18 protein-coding genes are annotated in these 13,874 nt (G+C 69.1%); 8 read left to right on the top strand and 10 right to left on the bottom strand.

Translation table 11 applies throughout. The features are described from left to right. Nucleotides 1-40: 40 nt before the first annotated feature. Nucleotides 41-640 (bottom strand): TetR/AcrR family transcriptional regulator, encoded by a 600-nt coding sequence (locus C8E83_RS15255; RefSeq protein ID WP_170159963.1) that lies wholly within the window; start codon nt 638-640, stop codon nt 41-43. Nucleotides 641-757: 117 nt separating this feature from the next. On the opposite strand from C8E83_RS15255, the gene C8E83_RS15250 reads away from it, so the two are divergent. Beyond that, entirely contained in the window at nt 758-3,163 is a 2,406-nt protein-coding gene (locus C8E83_RS15250) for a CocE/NonD family hydrolase (RefSeq protein WP_121371936.1), read from the top strand. Here C8E83_RS15250 and C8E83_RS15245 read toward each other — a convergent pair. Both C8E83_RS15245 and C8E83_RS15240 read right to left on the bottom strand, forming a co-directional pair. Further along, the gene (locus C8E83_RS15245; RefSeq protein WP_121370777.1) at nt 3,160-3,540 is read right to left on the bottom strand and encodes an iron chaperone; all 381 of its coding nucleotides are present in this window, start codon (nt 3,538-3,540) and stop codon (nt 3,160-3,162) included. The two genes, C8E83_RS15250 and C8E83_RS15245, sit on opposite strands and share 4 nt — an antisense overlap. A gap of 67 nt (nt 3,541-3,607) precedes the next feature. Then, on the bottom strand, nt 3,608-4,042 hold the full coding sequence (locus C8E83_RS15240) for a MarR family winged helix-turn-helix transcriptional regulator (protein ID WP_170159962.1): 435 nt from the start codon (nt 4,040-4,042) through the stop codon (nt 3,608-3,610). A 156-nt stretch (nt 4,043-4,198) separates the two neighbouring features. Between C8E83_RS15240 and C8E83_RS15235 the strand changes: the two genes are divergently transcribed. Beyond that, nucleotides 4,199-4,564 (top strand): DoxX family protein, encoded by a 366-nt coding sequence (locus C8E83_RS15235; protein ID WP_121370773.1) that lies wholly within the window; start codon nt 4,199-4,201, stop codon nt 4,562-4,564. Between the two features lie 27 nt (nt 4,565-4,591). Here C8E83_RS15235 and C8E83_RS15230 read toward each other — a convergent pair whose 3' ends face one another. Then, nucleotides 4,592-5,017 carry a MarR family winged helix-turn-helix transcriptional regulator gene (locus tag C8E83_RS15230; protein WP_121370772.1) on the bottom strand — a complete coding sequence of 142 codons (426 nt, stop codon included), beginning with the start codon at nt 5,015-5,017 and terminating at the stop codon, nt 4,592-4,594. A gap of 67 nt (nt 5,018-5,084) precedes the next feature. Here C8E83_RS15230 and C8E83_RS15225 point away from each other — a divergent pair, with 67 nt between their 5' ends. After that, nucleotides 5,085-5,489 (top strand): VOC family protein, encoded by a 405-nt coding sequence (locus C8E83_RS15225; RefSeq protein ID WP_121370770.1) that lies wholly within the window; start codon nt 5,085-5,087, stop codon nt 5,487-5,489. A gap of 83 nt (nt 5,490-5,572) precedes the next feature. Beyond that, the gene (locus C8E83_RS15220; protein WP_147430206.1) at nt 5,573-6,085 is read left to right on the top strand and encodes a nucleoside/nucleotide kinase family protein; all 513 of its coding nucleotides are present in this window, start codon (nt 5,573-5,575) and stop codon (nt 6,083-6,085) included. A gap of 50 nt (nt 6,086-6,135) precedes the next feature. Here C8E83_RS15220 and C8E83_RS15215 read toward each other — a convergent pair whose 3' ends face one another. Next, on the bottom strand, nt 6,136-6,351 hold the full coding sequence (locus C8E83_RS15215; RefSeq protein WP_147430205.1) for a hypothetical protein: 216 nt from the start codon (nt 6,349-6,351) through the stop codon (nt 6,136-6,138). Nucleotides 6,352-6,379: 28 nt separating this feature from the next. Then, the gene (locus C8E83_RS15210) at nt 6,380-6,757 is read right to left on the bottom strand and encodes a hypothetical protein (protein ID WP_147430204.1); all 378 of its coding nucleotides are present in this window, start codon (nt 6,755-6,757) and stop codon (nt 6,380-6,382) included. Nucleotides 6,758-6,847: 90 nt separating this feature from the next. Between C8E83_RS15210 and C8E83_RS19595 the strand changes: the two genes are divergently transcribed. Further along, complete coding sequence (locus tag C8E83_RS19595) at nt 6,848-6,997, top strand: hypothetical protein (protein WP_170159961.1); 150 nt, start codon at nt 6,848-6,850, stop codon at nt 6,995-6,997. Between the two features lie 162 nt (nt 6,998-7,159). On the opposite strand, the gene C8E83_RS19590 is transcribed toward C8E83_RS19595, so the two are convergent. The 3 genes from C8E83_RS19590 to C8E83_RS15200 all read right to left on the bottom strand — a co-directional run bounded on the left by C8E83_RS19590 (nt 7,160) and on the right by C8E83_RS15200 (nt 9,105). Beyond that, nucleotides 7,160-7,330, bottom strand: coding sequence for an HAD family hydrolase (locus C8E83_RS19590; RefSeq protein ID WP_170159960.1), 171 nt, complete (start codon nt 7,328-7,330; stop codon nt 7,160-7,162). 160 nt (nt 7,331-7,490) lie between these two features. Beyond that, nucleotides 7,491-8,327 carry an alpha/beta fold hydrolase gene (locus tag C8E83_RS15205; protein ID WP_121370763.1) on the bottom strand — a complete coding sequence of 279 codons (837 nt, stop codon included), beginning with the start codon at nt 8,325-8,327 and terminating at the stop codon, nt 7,491-7,493. Between the two features lie 58 nt (nt 8,328-8,385). Beyond that, complete coding sequence (locus C8E83_RS15200; RefSeq protein ID WP_121370761.1) at nt 8,386-9,105, bottom strand: alpha/beta fold hydrolase; 720 nt, start codon at nt 9,103-9,105, stop codon at nt 8,386-8,388. Nucleotides 9,106-9,253: 148 nt separating this feature from the next. Between C8E83_RS15200 and C8E83_RS15195 the strand changes: the two genes are divergently transcribed. Then, on the top strand, nt 9,254-11,476 hold the full coding sequence (locus tag C8E83_RS15195) for a helix-turn-helix domain-containing protein (RefSeq protein WP_121370759.1): 2,223 nt from the start codon (nt 9,254-9,256) through the stop codon (nt 11,474-11,476). 31 nt (nt 11,477-11,507) lie between these two features. Here C8E83_RS15195 and C8E83_RS15190 read toward each other — a convergent pair whose 3' ends face one another. After that, the gene (locus C8E83_RS15190; RefSeq protein ID WP_121370757.1) at nt 11,508-12,161 is read right to left on the bottom strand and encodes a Type 1 glutamine amidotransferase-like domain-containing protein; all 654 of its coding nucleotides are present in this window, start codon (nt 12,159-12,161) and stop codon (nt 11,508-11,510) included. Nucleotides 12,162-12,282: 121 nt separating this feature from the next. Between C8E83_RS15190 and C8E83_RS15185 the strand changes: the two genes are divergently transcribed. Next, nucleotides 12,283-13,002 (top strand): Type 1 glutamine amidotransferase-like domain-containing protein, encoded by a 720-nt coding sequence (locus C8E83_RS15185; protein WP_121370755.1) that lies wholly within the window; start codon nt 12,283-12,285, stop codon nt 13,000-13,002. Between the two features lie 111 nt (nt 13,003-13,113). Continuing rightward, on the top strand, nt 13,114-13,851 hold the full coding sequence (locus tag C8E83_RS15180; RefSeq protein WP_121370753.1) for an SDR family NAD(P)-dependent oxidoreductase: 738 nt from the start codon (nt 13,114-13,116) through the stop codon (nt 13,849-13,851). Nucleotides 13,852-13,874 lie beyond the last annotated feature (23 nt).

The raw sequence follows: 13,874 nt of genomic DNA, 5'->3' as shown, positions 1-13,874 counted from the left end.
TATCGACACTTCCTGCGACGGCGAGCTCGACAACGGCGCCCTAGAGGATCGCCTGGACGGCCGGCGCGAGCAGCCGGACGAGGTCCTCGAGCGAGGCCGACTCGATGGCCGGCACGCCGATGATCGTCCGGCTCGTGACGACGCCGACGAGGAGCGACGCCGCGAGACCGGCCCGCAGCACGGCCTCCTCGTCGCCGTGCCGGCCCCCGCCGTCGAGGAGTCGAGACTGGATGAACTCGCTCAGGTTCTGCCTGGCCCGCTCGTTGACGAAGGCTCCGCGCAACGTCGCCATGAGCGGCTCGGACTCGTCGCGACGCTGCTCCCAGGAGTCGAAGAACGCCCTGACGACGAGCTCGCCGCGCTGTTCCGCGGGGCCCTCGAAGGCCTCGTCGAAGCGAGCGAGGGCGCTGGCCGGGACGGCCATGACCGCGGCGAACAGCTCCTCCTTCGAACGGAAGAACTGGATCACCTGTGACCCGTCGACCCCGGCGTCCGCTGCCACTGAGCGGATCGTGGTCTGCGCGAAGCCGTCGGCGGCGAACCGCGCCCGGGCTGCGGCGAGGACGGCGTCGCGCGTGCTCCTGCGACCCGGTGGTCGCCCCGGTCGCCGTCTCGACGGGGGCACATCGGGTTCGCTCACGGTTCGAGAGTAGACCCGACCGAGAATTATCTCAACGAGTGTTGAGTTAATTGCCGAAGAGTCGTAGCGTCGCCTCTCGCGGGCCGCACCGGCCCCGTGAACCGAGAGGAGGCCGCCGTGAGCGACGACCTGAAGACCTACCTGCCGTCGACACCGCTGCCGCCCGAGCGCACCGGAGTCCTCACGCCGTTCGAGCCGAGCGTGCGGACTCTGCCGGCCGGCTTCCGCATCGCGCCGCAGTTCCGCGAGCTGCCCGTCGACATCGTCTTCGAGAAGGACGTCCCGGTCACTCTGCGCGACGGCGTCGTGGTGCACGTCGACGTGTTCCGGCCGTTGGGCGACGAGCCGGTGCCGGTGATCATGGCCTACAGCCCCTACGGCAAGGGCCAGGGCACGTCGGCGAGCGCGATGGGCGTCTTCGGGATGGTCGGCCTCTCGAACGACTCGGTGTCGGGGCTGCTGAAGTTCGAGGGCCCCGATCCCGCGTTCTGGTGCGCCCACGGCTACGCGATCTGCAACCCGGACATCCGCGGCGTCGTCGACTCGGACGGCGACAGCGTGCTCTGGGATCGCCAGGACGGCCGCGACGGCTACGACCTCGTCGAGTGGCTGGCCGAGCAGGAGTGGTGCACGGGCAGGGTCGCCATGAGCGGCACCTCGTACCTCGCCGCGACGCAGTGGTTCACGGCCGCCGAGAGGCCGCCGCATCTCGCGGCGATCAACCCCTGGGAAGGCGTGAGCGACACCTACCGCGACCTCGTGATGCGCGGCGGGATGCCCGACACCGGGTTCGCCCGACAGCTGCGCGACAACAGCTTCTTCGGCCGCGGCCGCAAGGAGGACATCCTCGCCGAGGCCGACGCGCACCCGCTCGTCGACGACCTCTGGGCCGAGAAGGTCGCCGACCTCGGTCAGATCGACGTGCCGGCGTACGTCGTCGCGAGCTACTCGAACACCCTCCACACCGCGGGCACCTTCCGCGGCTGGCGACGCATCGCCTCCAGCCGCAAGTGGCTCCGCATCCACAACTCGCAGGAGTGGCCCGACTACTACGACGAGACGAACCGGGCGGACCTGCTCCGCTTCTTCGACCACGTGCTCCGCGACGTCGACAACGGATGGGAGGCCACGCCCCGGGTCCGCTACTCCGTGCTCGACCTCGAGGGCGGCGACGAGACGGGGGTCGCGGCGGGGGAGTTTCCGCCGGAGGGCTCGGTCGCGACGAGGTACTACCTCGACGCAGGGTCTCGGATCCTGCACCCTGACGCCCCGACCGAGGCGGCGACGGCCGGCTACACGGTGGGCGCCAACCCCGAGGCGCTCTCGTTCGTGACCCGGTTCGACACCGACACGACTCTCGTCGGGTACCCGTCGGCGCACCTGTTCGTCGAGGCCGAGGGCTCCGACGACATGGATCTCTTCGTGCTGATCCAGAAGCTCGACCGCTGGGGCACGCCGCTGCAGGCGTTCACCGTGCCGAACCAGAGCGCCGCCGTGCACGACGTCACCGAGCACGGTGCGTCGATCCTGCGGTACAAGGGCTCGGACGGCAGGATCCGGGTCTCCCTGCGCCACCTCGACCCGGCCCTCTCGACCGACGACGTGCCCGCCCACACCTTCGACCGCGTCGAGAAGCTAACGCCCGGCGAGGTCGTCGAGGTCGACATCGACCTCCTGCCCCTCGGCCTGAGGTTCGCCGCCGGAGAGCAGCTGCGCTTCGTCGTCTCGTCACGCAACCTGCTCGGCACGCTCATGCCGGGCATCCGGGAGTACGCCGGCGCGAACTCCGGCCGACACGTCGTCCACACCGGCGGCACGCGCGCCTCCTACCTGCGGCTGCCGGTGCTTCGGGCGCAGGAGCAGGCGCACGCCGCTCCCGGGAAGCCGAGCGCCACGGTCCGCCTCGACGGCCACACCGACGACGCGAGCATCCTCGGGCACGAGCTGTTCTCCGCCCGCCGCACCCTGGCTCTGCTCAAGGGTCGGCTCGGACGGGAGCGGATCCTGGACCTGCTCGCCCCCGAGATCCGTGCGAGCGACGAAGCCATGCGTACGGCCGTCGACGCCTCAGAAGGTCGGGAGCTGAGCGGCTCGACGACGCTCCTTGCGCGCGGCATCACGGCAGGCCAGTTCGGAGGCTGGCTCGCGGCCTCGTTCGACCGCGAGGACGCCATGCTCGCGGCGCACCCCGAGCACTACGTCATCCATACAGAGGCCGATGGCCGCCCCAACATCGTCGAGACCCTCGGCGAGCAGGTGTGCAGCTTCTTCATGGACGGCTGGGACGCCGCCGAGGAGGCCGAGCCGGGATCGCACCGCTCCCGTCTCGTGCTCGCCGACGGCACGGTGATCGGCTGGGTCTCGACGCTCTTCACCGACGTACCCGGCGGGTTCACCGCCAAGCTCTCGGTGGGCCTCCCGGCGGCGTGCGGACAGGCCACGGTCGATCAGCACCTCGGGCACTTCTCGGTCGAGTTCCGCAACTGGATCCTCGGCGCGGCGGGCGAGGTCGGCGCCGCCTAGGGCCGCCAGAGCCCCGTCATGTCGGCCTTCTCGGCGATCTGCGTCTCGATCATCCGGGCCAGGAGGGCGTGGTCGATCGGGTCGTTCCACCCGATCCGGAAGAGCCGCTTCGTCGCGGTGTAGCCCGAGGCCTCGATGTCGCCGAGCATCCGCTCCACGAGGGCGGGCTCAGGAGACACGGCGATGTTCTTCGGGAACACGCTGAACCCGATGATGAACGTGCCGTGGTCGAGGAACATCGGCTGGTTCCACTTGATCGCCATCTCGAGGGCCGGCCAGGTCTCGGCCACCCAGTCGAGCAGCTCCTGCATCGTCGCGCGGTGCTCGCGAGTGTCGATCGACTCGAGGAACTCCGTCAGCGTCGAGATCTTCGGCATGGCGTCGATGGTAGCGGCGGGCGGGGCGGGGCGCGGCCGGTGCCTGAAGCTGGTCGGCGGGGTCGGATCACCGCCCGGAGTCGACCACTCCCAGCGCCACCCCAGCGAGGCCCGACCGGAACGCCTCGCGGGCCGGCTCGGCGACACCGCCGAGCAGGTCGTCCTCGACGGCCGTGATCGCCTCTTTCGCCTTCGCGAGCGTGCGCCGCCCGTCGGGCGTCAGGCTGGTCAGCCGAGCCCTCCGGTCGGCAGGATCGGGAGCGCGCGTCACCAGGCCGGCCGCCTCGAGGTCGTCGATCAGGTAGGTCATCCGCGTCTTGTCGAGACCGAGGGTCTGCGCGAGCTGGAGCTGCGATGGCGTTTCGTCACCGGAGATCGCCAGGAGCACGAGATACCCGCGCGGCCCAGACGGGATGTCGACGACCGCCGCGCCCGCTCGCTCCTGGAAGGCGATCGAGATCGCTCGGAGCGCCCACCCCAGGTCGTCTCGCAGCGGTCCCATGACGGCCATCGTAATTCCTCTCACTTGCGGATGATCTTACTTTGAGACTATCTTCACCTCAGCGGCTCGTCAATCCGGCCGCGTCATCGTCGCAGTCTTCGTCATCGTCGCAGTCTTCGTCATCGTCATCGTCATCGTCATCAAGGAGTAATCACCATGGTCATCGCGTTCTGGATCGTCACCGGACTCGCCGCCCTCGCCTTCCTGGGGGCGGGGGTGATGAAGCTGGTGCGCCCGCGTGCTGCCCTCGCCGCGTCGGGCATGGGCTGGGTCGAGGACTTCGGCGACGGCGGCGTCAAGCTGATCGCCGCGGCCGAGGTCGTCGGAGCGATCGGCCTGGTCGTGCCCGCCCTCACCGGTGTCGCCGTGCTGCTGTCGCCGATCGCCGGTATCGCCCTCGCCGTGCTCATGGTCGGCGCCGTCGTCGTTCACGCACGTCGTCACGAGTCGGTCGTGCCCCCGCTCGTCCTCGCCGTCCTGGCTGCCGTGGCTGCTGTGCTCGGTTTCGTCGTGCTCGAGTAGCCGCGGCACGCGAGGGCGCGCCTGGCGTCAGGCGACGGCGTCGACGAGCCGGGCGAGCGTCGCGCGCAGGCGATCACGATCCTGCGCCGACACAGCGGACAGCAGGTCGTCTTCCATGGCCCGAATGGCCCGCCGCGTCGCTGCCACCGCCGTCGCGCCGGCATCGGTGAGCCTGACCAGTCGTCGGCGCCGGTCGCCCGGATCGATCGCGCGAGAGACGAGCCCGCGCGCCTCCAGCGCGTCGAGGTTCGCGATCAGGCGCGTCGGGTCGCGGCGGCTGCGTTCGGCGAGCGCCGTCTGCGTGAGGCCCTCTTCGTCGACGAGGCGCCCGAGGATCACGTACTCCCACATCGACAGCCCCTGTGCCGCGAGGATCGGCTCTTCACGCTCGACGACCACGGCCAGCAGCCGGCTCAGCGCGCCGCCCAGCTCGACGCCTGTCGGATCGGACATTGCACCGTTCTCTCTACCGACGTAGATTATCTACGTTGACATATTAATTCGCTCAGGAGGAACACCCATGGCCATTCGCTTCGGCATGAACGTCGTCTACTCGCGCGACCTCGATCGGTCGATCGAGTTCTATCGAACCCTAGGGCTCGAGATCCCCGATCCGGTGGAGGGTCGACCGGTGTCCGTCTATCGAGACGATTCGTACGCGATGGTCATCACGACCTCCGCCCTCGCCGAGCGTTTCGACTCCTCATGGGAGTTCCCCGAGCGCGGCTACGGCCAGGTGATGGAGTTCTTCGTCGACGACGACGCCTCGGTCGACGCCGTCTGGGCTCGCATCACGAGTGCCGGCTTCACCGGGCTCACGGCGCCCGGCCGCCTCATCGGCCCGTACGCGACCATGCTGCAGGATCCCGACGGCGCCGCGGTGCTCGTCTCCCACGACCCCGAGTCCGCCGCTGCCGCCGCCTGATGTCGTGTCTCACCGCATCGGTAGAGTGCGAGTTCGAGCCCAGGCCGGACGGCATTCGCGATATCGGCGGCAGAGGAGGCATGATGCGACCCCTGATACTGTCCGGCGGCCCCGCAGTGGGCAAGACGACGTGTGGGCGGCTCCTGGCGGGCGAGCGGCCCCGCGCGGCTTTCATCGATGCCGACGACATCCGCCAGCTGGTGGTCGCAGGATCGGCGACACTCTGGAACGGCCCCGAGGGCCTCGCTCAGCACCGCCTGGCCGCCCGAAACGTCGCGAGTCTCTGCCGCGACTTCGCCGAAGCCGGGTTCGAAGTCGTCGTCGCAGACGTCGTGACCGCCGAGGTTCTCGAGACGTATCGGCGCGAGCTGCCCACGGCGTTCGTGGTGCACCTCGCCATCGGTCTCGACGGCGCTCGCGACCGCGCCGCCACGCGCCGGGTCTACCTGACGGACGACGAGTTCGACCTGCTGCACCGCATGCTGGCGGATCCCCCGCCTGTCGACCTCGTACTCGACGTCGACGGCCTCTCCCTCGGCGAGCAGACGGCTCGCCTCCGCGAGGCGTGGGCTGGCGCGTCGGGCGGCGGCTCCTGACGCCACTCAGTCACACGGAGAGTGACGGCGATCGTCGTTGCCGGCGAGCACTAGTCCTTCTCTTCGTCACTCTGGCTGGATTCCGACGGCCGACCGGGCCGAAAAACGTCGACCACGTTGATGCCCGCCGCGATGACCGCGAGCACGCCCCACCAGTGACTTTTGTACTCAAAGACGAACTGGCTCAGGAAGAGAACCAGTGCGACCGCCCAGAGCGAATACATCAGCACGCGAAGCGGCTTTCGCGCTCTCGCATAGGTCATCACCGACCAAGTGTCGCATCCGTTCGGACGATCAGCCGTGGAAGTCGATCCAAATCGTCGCGTGGCACGACGCGAGGCGCTGAACCGCTTCGGCGCTGAGGGTCTCGGCACCACGGGGAAACGTGAAGAAGGCGCGCACGAGCACGTCGTCCGCGCCCAGCGCATCGAGGCTCACGCCCGTGCCGACGAGAGCGTCGACGGCCTCGTGGATGCACGAGTCGAGACGCTCGGCCCGGCTCGCCCAGTCGGCGTCATCGAAGCTGGTTTCGTACACCTCGTACAGGTGATCATCAACAGGAGCAGCCGCACGCGCCCGCCCCGGAAACCCGGCCAGGGCGTCGAGCCTCTCCTCGGAGTTCACGAGCAGGCTGAAGATCACGTGCCCGTCGTCTGCTTCGTCGTCGTCCACGGTCTGATCGTGGCACACGCGTTGATGCGAACCCTCGACACGACGATCTCGTCGATGCACGCGCCGAACCGAGCGCCCTAGTCTGCTCGCATGACGGAACGCCGCGAACGTGACCCATCGCGACGGTCCCTGAGGCCACCGACGAAAGACTTCCCGTCGCGTCAGCCGTGGAAGTGGCTCTACCGCTGGATCGCGTTCCCGATCCTGCGAGTTCTCGGGGTGCTCCTGGAAGGCTTCTGACGGTCAGGCACGCGCCGCATCTCGTCGAGAGGCGCCCCGAGCCGCACAAGGAGCGACTAGACGCACCTCTAACGGGGGTACCGGAAACTCGGTGTTGCGGCGCGGCGACAGCTGGCCGATGCGCTCGACGCTGCCGGCTAAGTCTGACGCGCGCCGGCATGCTCAGTGCGCGCGGCCGACGAGGGCGAACAGATCGTCGAGCCGAACGCAGGTCAGGGTCGGGACGAGGGTCCACGCAGGATCCGGAAGCAGCTCGGAGTCACGCGGCACGCCCACGACACGGGCCCCGCTCGCCACGGCCGAGGCGAGCCCCGTCGGGACGTCCTCGAACACGCCCCGACGCTATCCAAAGACGGCGTCGTCGAGCCTCGGCGGAGCGCAGAGTCGCCGTCGGCGGGTCGATCGTCGCGACCTGCGGGCGAGCCGCTGTGCGGGTGGGGAGGATGCGGCCCGGTTCGAGCTCCGGGCCGCACCCTTTTCACAGACGCGACGGTCAGCCGCGGATGAATGCGAGGATGTCGGGGTTGATGACGTCCGCGTGGGTGGTGAGCATGCCGTGCGGGTAGCCCTCGTAGATCTTCAAGGTCGCGTCGCTGAGGAGCTCGGCCTGCTTCACCGCGGCGTCCTTGTACGGCACGACCTGGTCGTCGTCGCCCTGCAAGACCAGCACGGGCACGGTGATGGCCTTGAGGTCGTCGGTCTGGTCCGTCTCCGAGAACGCCTTGATGCCCTCGAGGTGGGCGAGAGCGCTCCCCGTCATGCCCTGACGCCACCAGTTGGCGATGACCGGCTCCGACGGCGTCACGCCATCACGATTGAAGCCGTAGAACGGACCCGATGCCACCGCCTGGAAGAACTCGGCACGATTCGCGGCCAGACCCGCGCGGAACCCGTCGAAGACCGAGATGTCGGTGCCGTCGGGGTTCGCGTCGGTCTTCACCATCAGCGGTGGGACCGCGGACACCAGGACGGCCTTGGCGACCCGGCCCTGGGGCTGCCCGTACCGGGCGACGTAGCGGGCGACCTGGCCACCACCGGTGGAGTGCCCGATGTGGATGGCGTTGCGCAGGTCGAGGTGCTCGACGACCGCGGAGACGTCGCTGGCGTAGTGGTCCATGTCGTGGCCGGTGCCGATCTGCGACGAGCGTCCATGGCCTCGTCGGTCGCTCGCCACGACGCGGAAGCCCTCGGCGAGGAAGTACAGCATCTGTGCGTCCCAGTCATCCGACGACAGCGGCCAGCCGTGGTGGAAGACGATCGGCTGCGCGTCGGCGTCGCCCCAGTCCTTGAAGTAGATCTCTGCACCGTCGTCGGTGGTCACGTAACCCATGAGTGTTCTCCTGTGTCTGTTCGGTGGTGGTGATCGGTGAGAGGCCCCGTGCGCGACGCTAGTCGGTCGTGGTCTCGCGCACCGCGGTCTCGATGACATCGGCGACCTCGGCAGGATGCGTGTGCATGACGAGGTGCGGGGCGTCCAGCTCGATCACGTCGCGGAGGCCGGCCCTCTCGTAGCCGAATCGCTCCACGTCGGGGTTGATCGTGTGGTCCGACGACGACACGATGCCCCAGCCGGGAGTGGTCTTCCAGGCCGCGACAGAGGCCGGCTCCCCGAATGCGGCGCCGGTCAGCGGTCGCTGCGACACGGCGAGGACCTCGGCGGTCCTCGGGTCGACCCCCTTCGCGAAGACGGGCGGGAACGCCTCGATCGTGACGGACACGTCCGTGCCGTCCTCGCCTCCCGTCACCGGATAGGGCGTGTAGACGAGGTTCGCAGCGAGGTCGGAGTCGGGGAAGCCGCCCTGCAGCTGCCCGAGGCTCTCGCCCTCCTCGAGGACGTATCCGGAGACGAAGACGAGGCCCACGACGTTCTCGGCGGCTCCGGCGACCGTGATCACCGCACCGCCGTAGGAGTGCCCGGCGAGCACGACGGGCCCGTCGATGTGCTCGGCGACGGCTCGGATCGATGCTCCGTCCTCGGCGAGGCTGCGGTTGTAGACGGGCGGCACGATCACGGTGTGGCCGCGGTCGAGGAGCTCCCGGGTGACGGGCGCCCAGCTGGCGGCATCGGCGAAGGCGCCGTGCACGAGAACGATGGTCGGAACTGGCATGAGTGTGTCCCCTTCGTGTGACGGCGCAACCCGCTCGCTTCTGACCGGGCATTCAGGCACCATGTACTCGACCCCCATGAAAGAGCCAGGGACGGTCCCCTGACCAGGAAGAAAGCATGACGAACTGTTCTTCGGGAGCCGGCCCCGAATGAGCGACTCGCTCGGAGTCCGCCTCCGTCGCCATCGGGTCCTCGCCGACCTCACGCTGGAGGCGCTCTCGTTCTCCTCGGGGATCAGCGATCGCACGATCAGCAACATCGAACGAGGCATCAGCACGAGTCCGCAACGGCGAACCCTCGCGGCGATCCTCGACGCACTCGAACTCGAGCAGAGTGAGCAGCAGGAGATCCTGCGCCTGGCACGCATGCCCCGGATCGAGTCCGGTGCGTCAGAGCGGTCCGCGATGCTCGCGCCACCGCTCCTCACGGACTTCACGGGACGACCCGAAGTCATGCGCTCGATCAGCGCCTTCCTCCGACGCGACCCGAACGACACGGGCGCTCCGTCGCCCGTGCTCGTCGTGTGCGGTGCGGCCGGCATCGGCAAGACCACGGTCGCGCTCGAGGCACTGAGCCGCCACGACTACGACGACTGCCGCCGCGCGTTCGTCGACCTCAACGGGATGAACTCCCTGCCGCTCTCCCCGCTCGGCGTCCTCCAAGCGCTCATCGCGCAGACCATGGGCGCTCGCGACCTCGCCACGCTCGATGAGGCGCTGACCGAGTGGCGGCGGATCACGGCGAGTCAGCGCGTCGCCGTCGTCCTCGACAACGCGGCCAACGAGGACCAGATCCGACCGGTTCTCACGGGCAGCCACGTCGTCGTCATCGTCACGTCTCGCAGGAGCCTCAGTGGGCTCGCGAGCGTGCAACGGATCAACCTGGAGTCTCTCACTCGCGCCGAGAGCACTGAATTGATCGGACGCATCGTGCCCGCGAACCAACGAACCGCGTCGGATGTCGATCGCCTGGCCGCGGCGTGCGGGGACCTTCCGCTCGCGCTACGCATCGCGTCGAATCGCATCGCGGCGCAACCGGCGTCGACGATCCGCGACTTCCTCGAGCGGATGACCTCGCGGCAGGAGCCACTCCGCGCCCTGGTCGCGGGCGACCTCGCGGTCGAGAACGCCCTCACGCTCTCCTACGACCAGACCAGCCCGGCCTCGCAGCGGCTGTTCCGGAGCCTGTCCCTCATCGACGGAGCCACGTTCGACTCCTGGCTCGCAGCAGCGGCGACGGGCGCGGACACCGACGATGCCGGCGACCGCCTCGACGAACTCACCGATCTCGGCCTGATCGAGGCCCGCGGCGGAAACCGCTATCACCTCCACGATCTCGTGCGACTCTTCGCTTCCGCGCTCTCGCGCCGGATCGACGCCGGCGACATCGCGGCGCAACGCGAGGCGCTCCGTCACTGGGTCCTTCAGACGGCGCAGAACGCAGGCCTCTGGTTCGAGCCCGACAAGTCACCGGACGCCTCGAGCCCCGGCCGCCATTTCGCCGGTTCGGAGGCGGCACGGTCGTGGCTTCAGCTCGAGGGGGCGCAGTGGGCCAGCGCCGTCCAACAGGCCTTCGCGCTCGGAGAAGACCGGCTCGTCCTGGACGTCGCTGACGCCCTGCACTGGTTCTCCGACACCTGGCCGGCCTGGGACCTCTGGCGCATTCTCTTCCTGAGCTCGGCGGCGGCGGCGACACGGTCGGGCAGTGCCAGGGAGATCGCCGTGCACCACGGGTTCGCCTCCTGGGTGCATCGCAGCCACGGAGACTTCGGGGCGGCCCTGGCCTCTGCGACGACCGCGAAGGATGCGGCCGACCGCGCCGGCGACGTCCGCGAGCAGGGCTGGGCGCTGATGTACCTGGCCTGGTCGCACGAGGGACTCGGTGAGTTCGAGGTCGCGGAGCGCGAAGCGAGCGAGGCCAGGGAGAAGTTCTCACAGGCGGGCGACCAGGAAGGCATCAATGAGAACCTCATCCTGAGCGCGAACCTCCTGATGCGCCCCGGCGAGATCGACACGGCGATCACTCACTATCGACGCGTCCTGGAACATCTGGCCGAGAACGACGCCGACATGCAGCCGAACATGGCACTCGTCACGAGCGTCAACGCCCGGACCCTGCTCGCGAACGCACTCACGCGGCTCGGCGATCCCGACTACGCGCTGAAGACGCTTCCTGACGTGCTCGAGGAGACCGCGGCGGCTCACTACAGCGCCGGCCTCAGCCGGGCTCACCTCGAACTCGCCCGCGCCCTCAGGGCGGCCGGACGACGCGACCTCTTCGAGCAGCACATCGCCGCGGCGCGGCAGATCGCAGCCGAGCACAGACTCCTGACCGTCCTCGCCGGCATCGAGGCGCTCTCGTCGGAGGACTAGTCCGCCGGCTCGGCTCGTGGACGCAGGCGGCTCAGAACAGCCTCCAGTGCCCCTCCGAGATCACGTCGACCGTCCCGTCGACGACCCGAATCGCCGTCTCGTCGTCGATCGCATACGCGGGCACGTCCATCGACGCGGCCCAGCGCTCGGCGTCGGCCATGGTGTTGTCCGGCAGGAGCGGGTGGTCGACATGGGTGAGCATGGCGAAGTCGACGAGTCCCAGCGCCTGGTCTCCCGTAGGAGCCTGCCATTCCACGAGTGCGTCACCGATCCTGGGGGCCATGACCAGGCTGCCGGCGCTGACGCCGACCCACACCTGGTCGACCAGCTCGGGCACGAGGTCGAGAAGCCCTGACTCGCGCACCCAGTGGGCGAGGTAGATCGGGTCGCCGCCGCTGACGAGGAGGGCGTCGGTCTCTCGAACCTTCGACTTCCACGCCTCGGCGTCGATGCTCGGGAGGGCCGTGAGCTCCAGGAGCCCCAGCGACTTCCAGCCCAGTTCGGCGAGCGGAGTCTTGGCCGTTCCGGTGACGATCCGGTACGCCGACCCGAAGTCGGGCACGGCGTAGATAGCGGTGGGGATCACCAGCGCGTCCGCCTCGCTGATGGGCTTGCCGAGGAGCTCGACGAGCGCCGTCTCGATGCTGGCGTTCGAGACACCCCCGGATGTGAGCAGCATTTTCACTGTGGGTCTCCTCGCCTGTCGGGCGCGGTCCCGCGCCTTGTCGAGTGCAAGCTACTCCGGTCGGGCTTGCCTTCTCCTCGTCGTCGAGCGACGCGGCCGACGCGTCAGCTAGCGTGGGCGCATGCCGGGCCCACGCATCCTCGCCGCATCGACCGGGTTCGGTCGCAACAGCCGTGGCGACTGGACCATCAGTCCTCTCGTGCGAGCCGCAATCGACCTGAGCGCGCACCCCCGCGCCCCGCGCCTGGCCTACCTCGGCACCGCGAAGGGCGATCAGATCCAGGATGCCGCCATGCTCTACGGGGCCTTCGCCGGCACCGACGTGCGAGCCCAGGTCGTGGCGCTCCTCCCGCAGCCCAATGTCGACAACCTCCGTGAGACCCTGCTCTCGCAGGACGTCATCTACGTCGGGGGCGGCTCCGTCGCCGGGCTCCTGGCGCTCTGGCGACTCCACGGGCTCGACGAGATCCTCCGCGAGGCGTGGCAGAACGGCGTCGTGCTCACCGGAGCGTCGGCAGGCTCGATCTGCTGGCACACCGGAGGCCCCACCGACTCGTTCGGCCCCGACCTCCGAGTCATCACCGACGGCCTGGGCTTCCTGCCCTTCGGCAACGGGGTGCACTACGACTCCGAGCCGACGAGGCGTCCCCTCCTGCACGCGGCCGTCGCGTCCGGCGAGCTTCCGGTCTCGTACGCCACGGACAACGGCGTCGCCCTGCTCTACGAGGGCACCGAGCTGGCCGATGTGCTCTCCGAGCTCGACGACGCCGCGGCCTACCGCATCGAACGGGTCGATGGTGTCGCCGTCGAGACGCGTCTGCCTCCGCGCGTCCTCCGCTGACCGTCAATTTGACAACATGCGTTGTCTAATTCCGCGCAGAGGCGTAGGGTGTATGCGTTTGCATGGACGCCGACCAACGCCCTGAAGTCCTCGATTTCCCCAGGAGTTCCCATGTCCCGCTTCACCGGCAAGACCGCCATCGTGACCGGAGGGGCATCCGGCATCGGACGCGCCACGTCGCTGCGCATCGCCTCCGAGGGCGGCAACGTCGTCATCGCCGACGTGCAGCAGGAGCTCGGCGAGAAGGTAGCGGCCGACATCGCCGCGACCGGTGGATCGGCCCACTTCGTCCACCTCGACGTCACCGACGCAGGAGCCTGGGACGCCGCGGTCGCCACCACGGTGAGCGCCTTCGGAGGGCTCGACGTGCTTGTCAACAACGCGGGCATCGGCGACAACGCCCTCATCGAGGACACCAGCATCGAGACGTACGACAAGGTCACGGCGGTCACGCAGAAGAGCGTGTTCCTCGGCATGAAGGCCGCGAGCGCCGCCCTGAAGAACGGCGGCGGTGCCGTCGTCAACATCTCGTCGATCTTCGGCATCTCGGGCGGGTTCGGGGTGTCGCCGGCGTACCACGCGGCGAAGGGCGCGGTGCGGATCCTGACCAAGAACACGGCTCTGGCCTGGGCGAAGGAGGGCGTGCGCGTCAACTCGGTGCACCCCGGCTTCATCGACACCCCGATCCTGGGCGACACCGACCGCTCGGGCATGATCGCCACCACGCCGATGGGTCGTCTCGGGCAGCCCGACGACGTCGCCGCCGTCATCACCTTCCTCGCCAGCGACGACGCCGCGTTCGTCACGGGCGCCGAGTACGTCGTCGACGGCGGCTTCACCGCCGCCTGACGCCGACCTCGATACGCTCGCTG

Origin of the sequence: Frondihabitans australicus, assembly GCF_003634555.1 — a bacterium.
GTDB lineage: Bacteria > Actinomycetota > Actinomycetes > Actinomycetales > Microbacteriaceae > Frondihabitans > Frondihabitans australicus.
Note: the sequence above shows the minus strand (reverse complement) of the source record. Positions and strands in the feature narration are given on the sequence as shown.

What these genes read in the sequence shown, in the direction of transcription:
- C8E83_RS15245 (WP_121370777.1), bottom strand. Translation starts at nt 3,540, where the DNA reads ATGCCGAAGATCTCGACGCTGACGGAGTTCCTCGAGTCGATCGACACT.
- C8E83_RS15240 (WP_170159962.1), bottom strand. Translation starts at nt 4,042, where the DNA reads ATGGGACCGCTGCGAGACGACCTGGGGTGGGCGCTCCGAGCGATCTCG.
- C8E83_RS15235 (WP_121370773.1), top strand. Translation starts at nt 4,199, where the DNA reads ATGGTCATCGCGTTCTGGATCGTCACCGGACTCGCCGCCCTCGCCTTC.
- C8E83_RS15230 (WP_121370772.1), bottom strand. Translation starts at nt 5,017, where the DNA reads ATGTCCGATCCGACAGGCGTCGAGCTGGGCGGCGCGCTGAGCCGGCTG.
- C8E83_RS15225 (WP_121370770.1), top strand. Translation starts at nt 5,085, where the DNA reads ATGGCCATTCGCTTCGGCATGAACGTCGTCTACTCGCGCGACCTCGAT.
- C8E83_RS15220 (WP_147430206.1), top strand. Translation starts at nt 5,573, where the DNA reads ATGCGACCCCTGATACTGTCCGGCGGCCCCGCAGTGGGCAAGACGACG.
- C8E83_RS19595 (WP_170159961.1), top strand. Translation starts at nt 6,848, where the DNA reads ATGACGGAACGCCGCGAACGTGACCCATCGCGACGGTCCCTGAGGCCA.
- C8E83_RS15205 (WP_121370763.1), bottom strand. Translation starts at nt 8,327, where the DNA reads ATGGGTTACGTGACCACCGACGACGGTGCAGAGATCTACTTCAAGGAC.
- C8E83_RS15200 (WP_121370761.1), bottom strand. Translation starts at nt 9,105, where the DNA reads ATGCCAGTTCCGACCATCGTTCTCGTGCACGGCGCCTTCGCCGATGCC.
- C8E83_RS15195 (WP_121370759.1), top strand. Translation starts at nt 9,254, where the DNA reads ATGAGCGACTCGCTCGGAGTCCGCCTCCGTCGCCATCGGGTCCTCGCC.
- C8E83_RS15185 (WP_121370755.1), top strand. Translation starts at nt 12,283, where the DNA reads ATGCCGGGCCCACGCATCCTCGCCGCATCGACCGGGTTCGGTCGCAAC.
- C8E83_RS15180 (WP_121370753.1), top strand. Translation starts at nt 13,114, where the DNA reads ATGTCCCGCTTCACCGGCAAGACCGCCATCGTGACCGGAGGGGCATCC.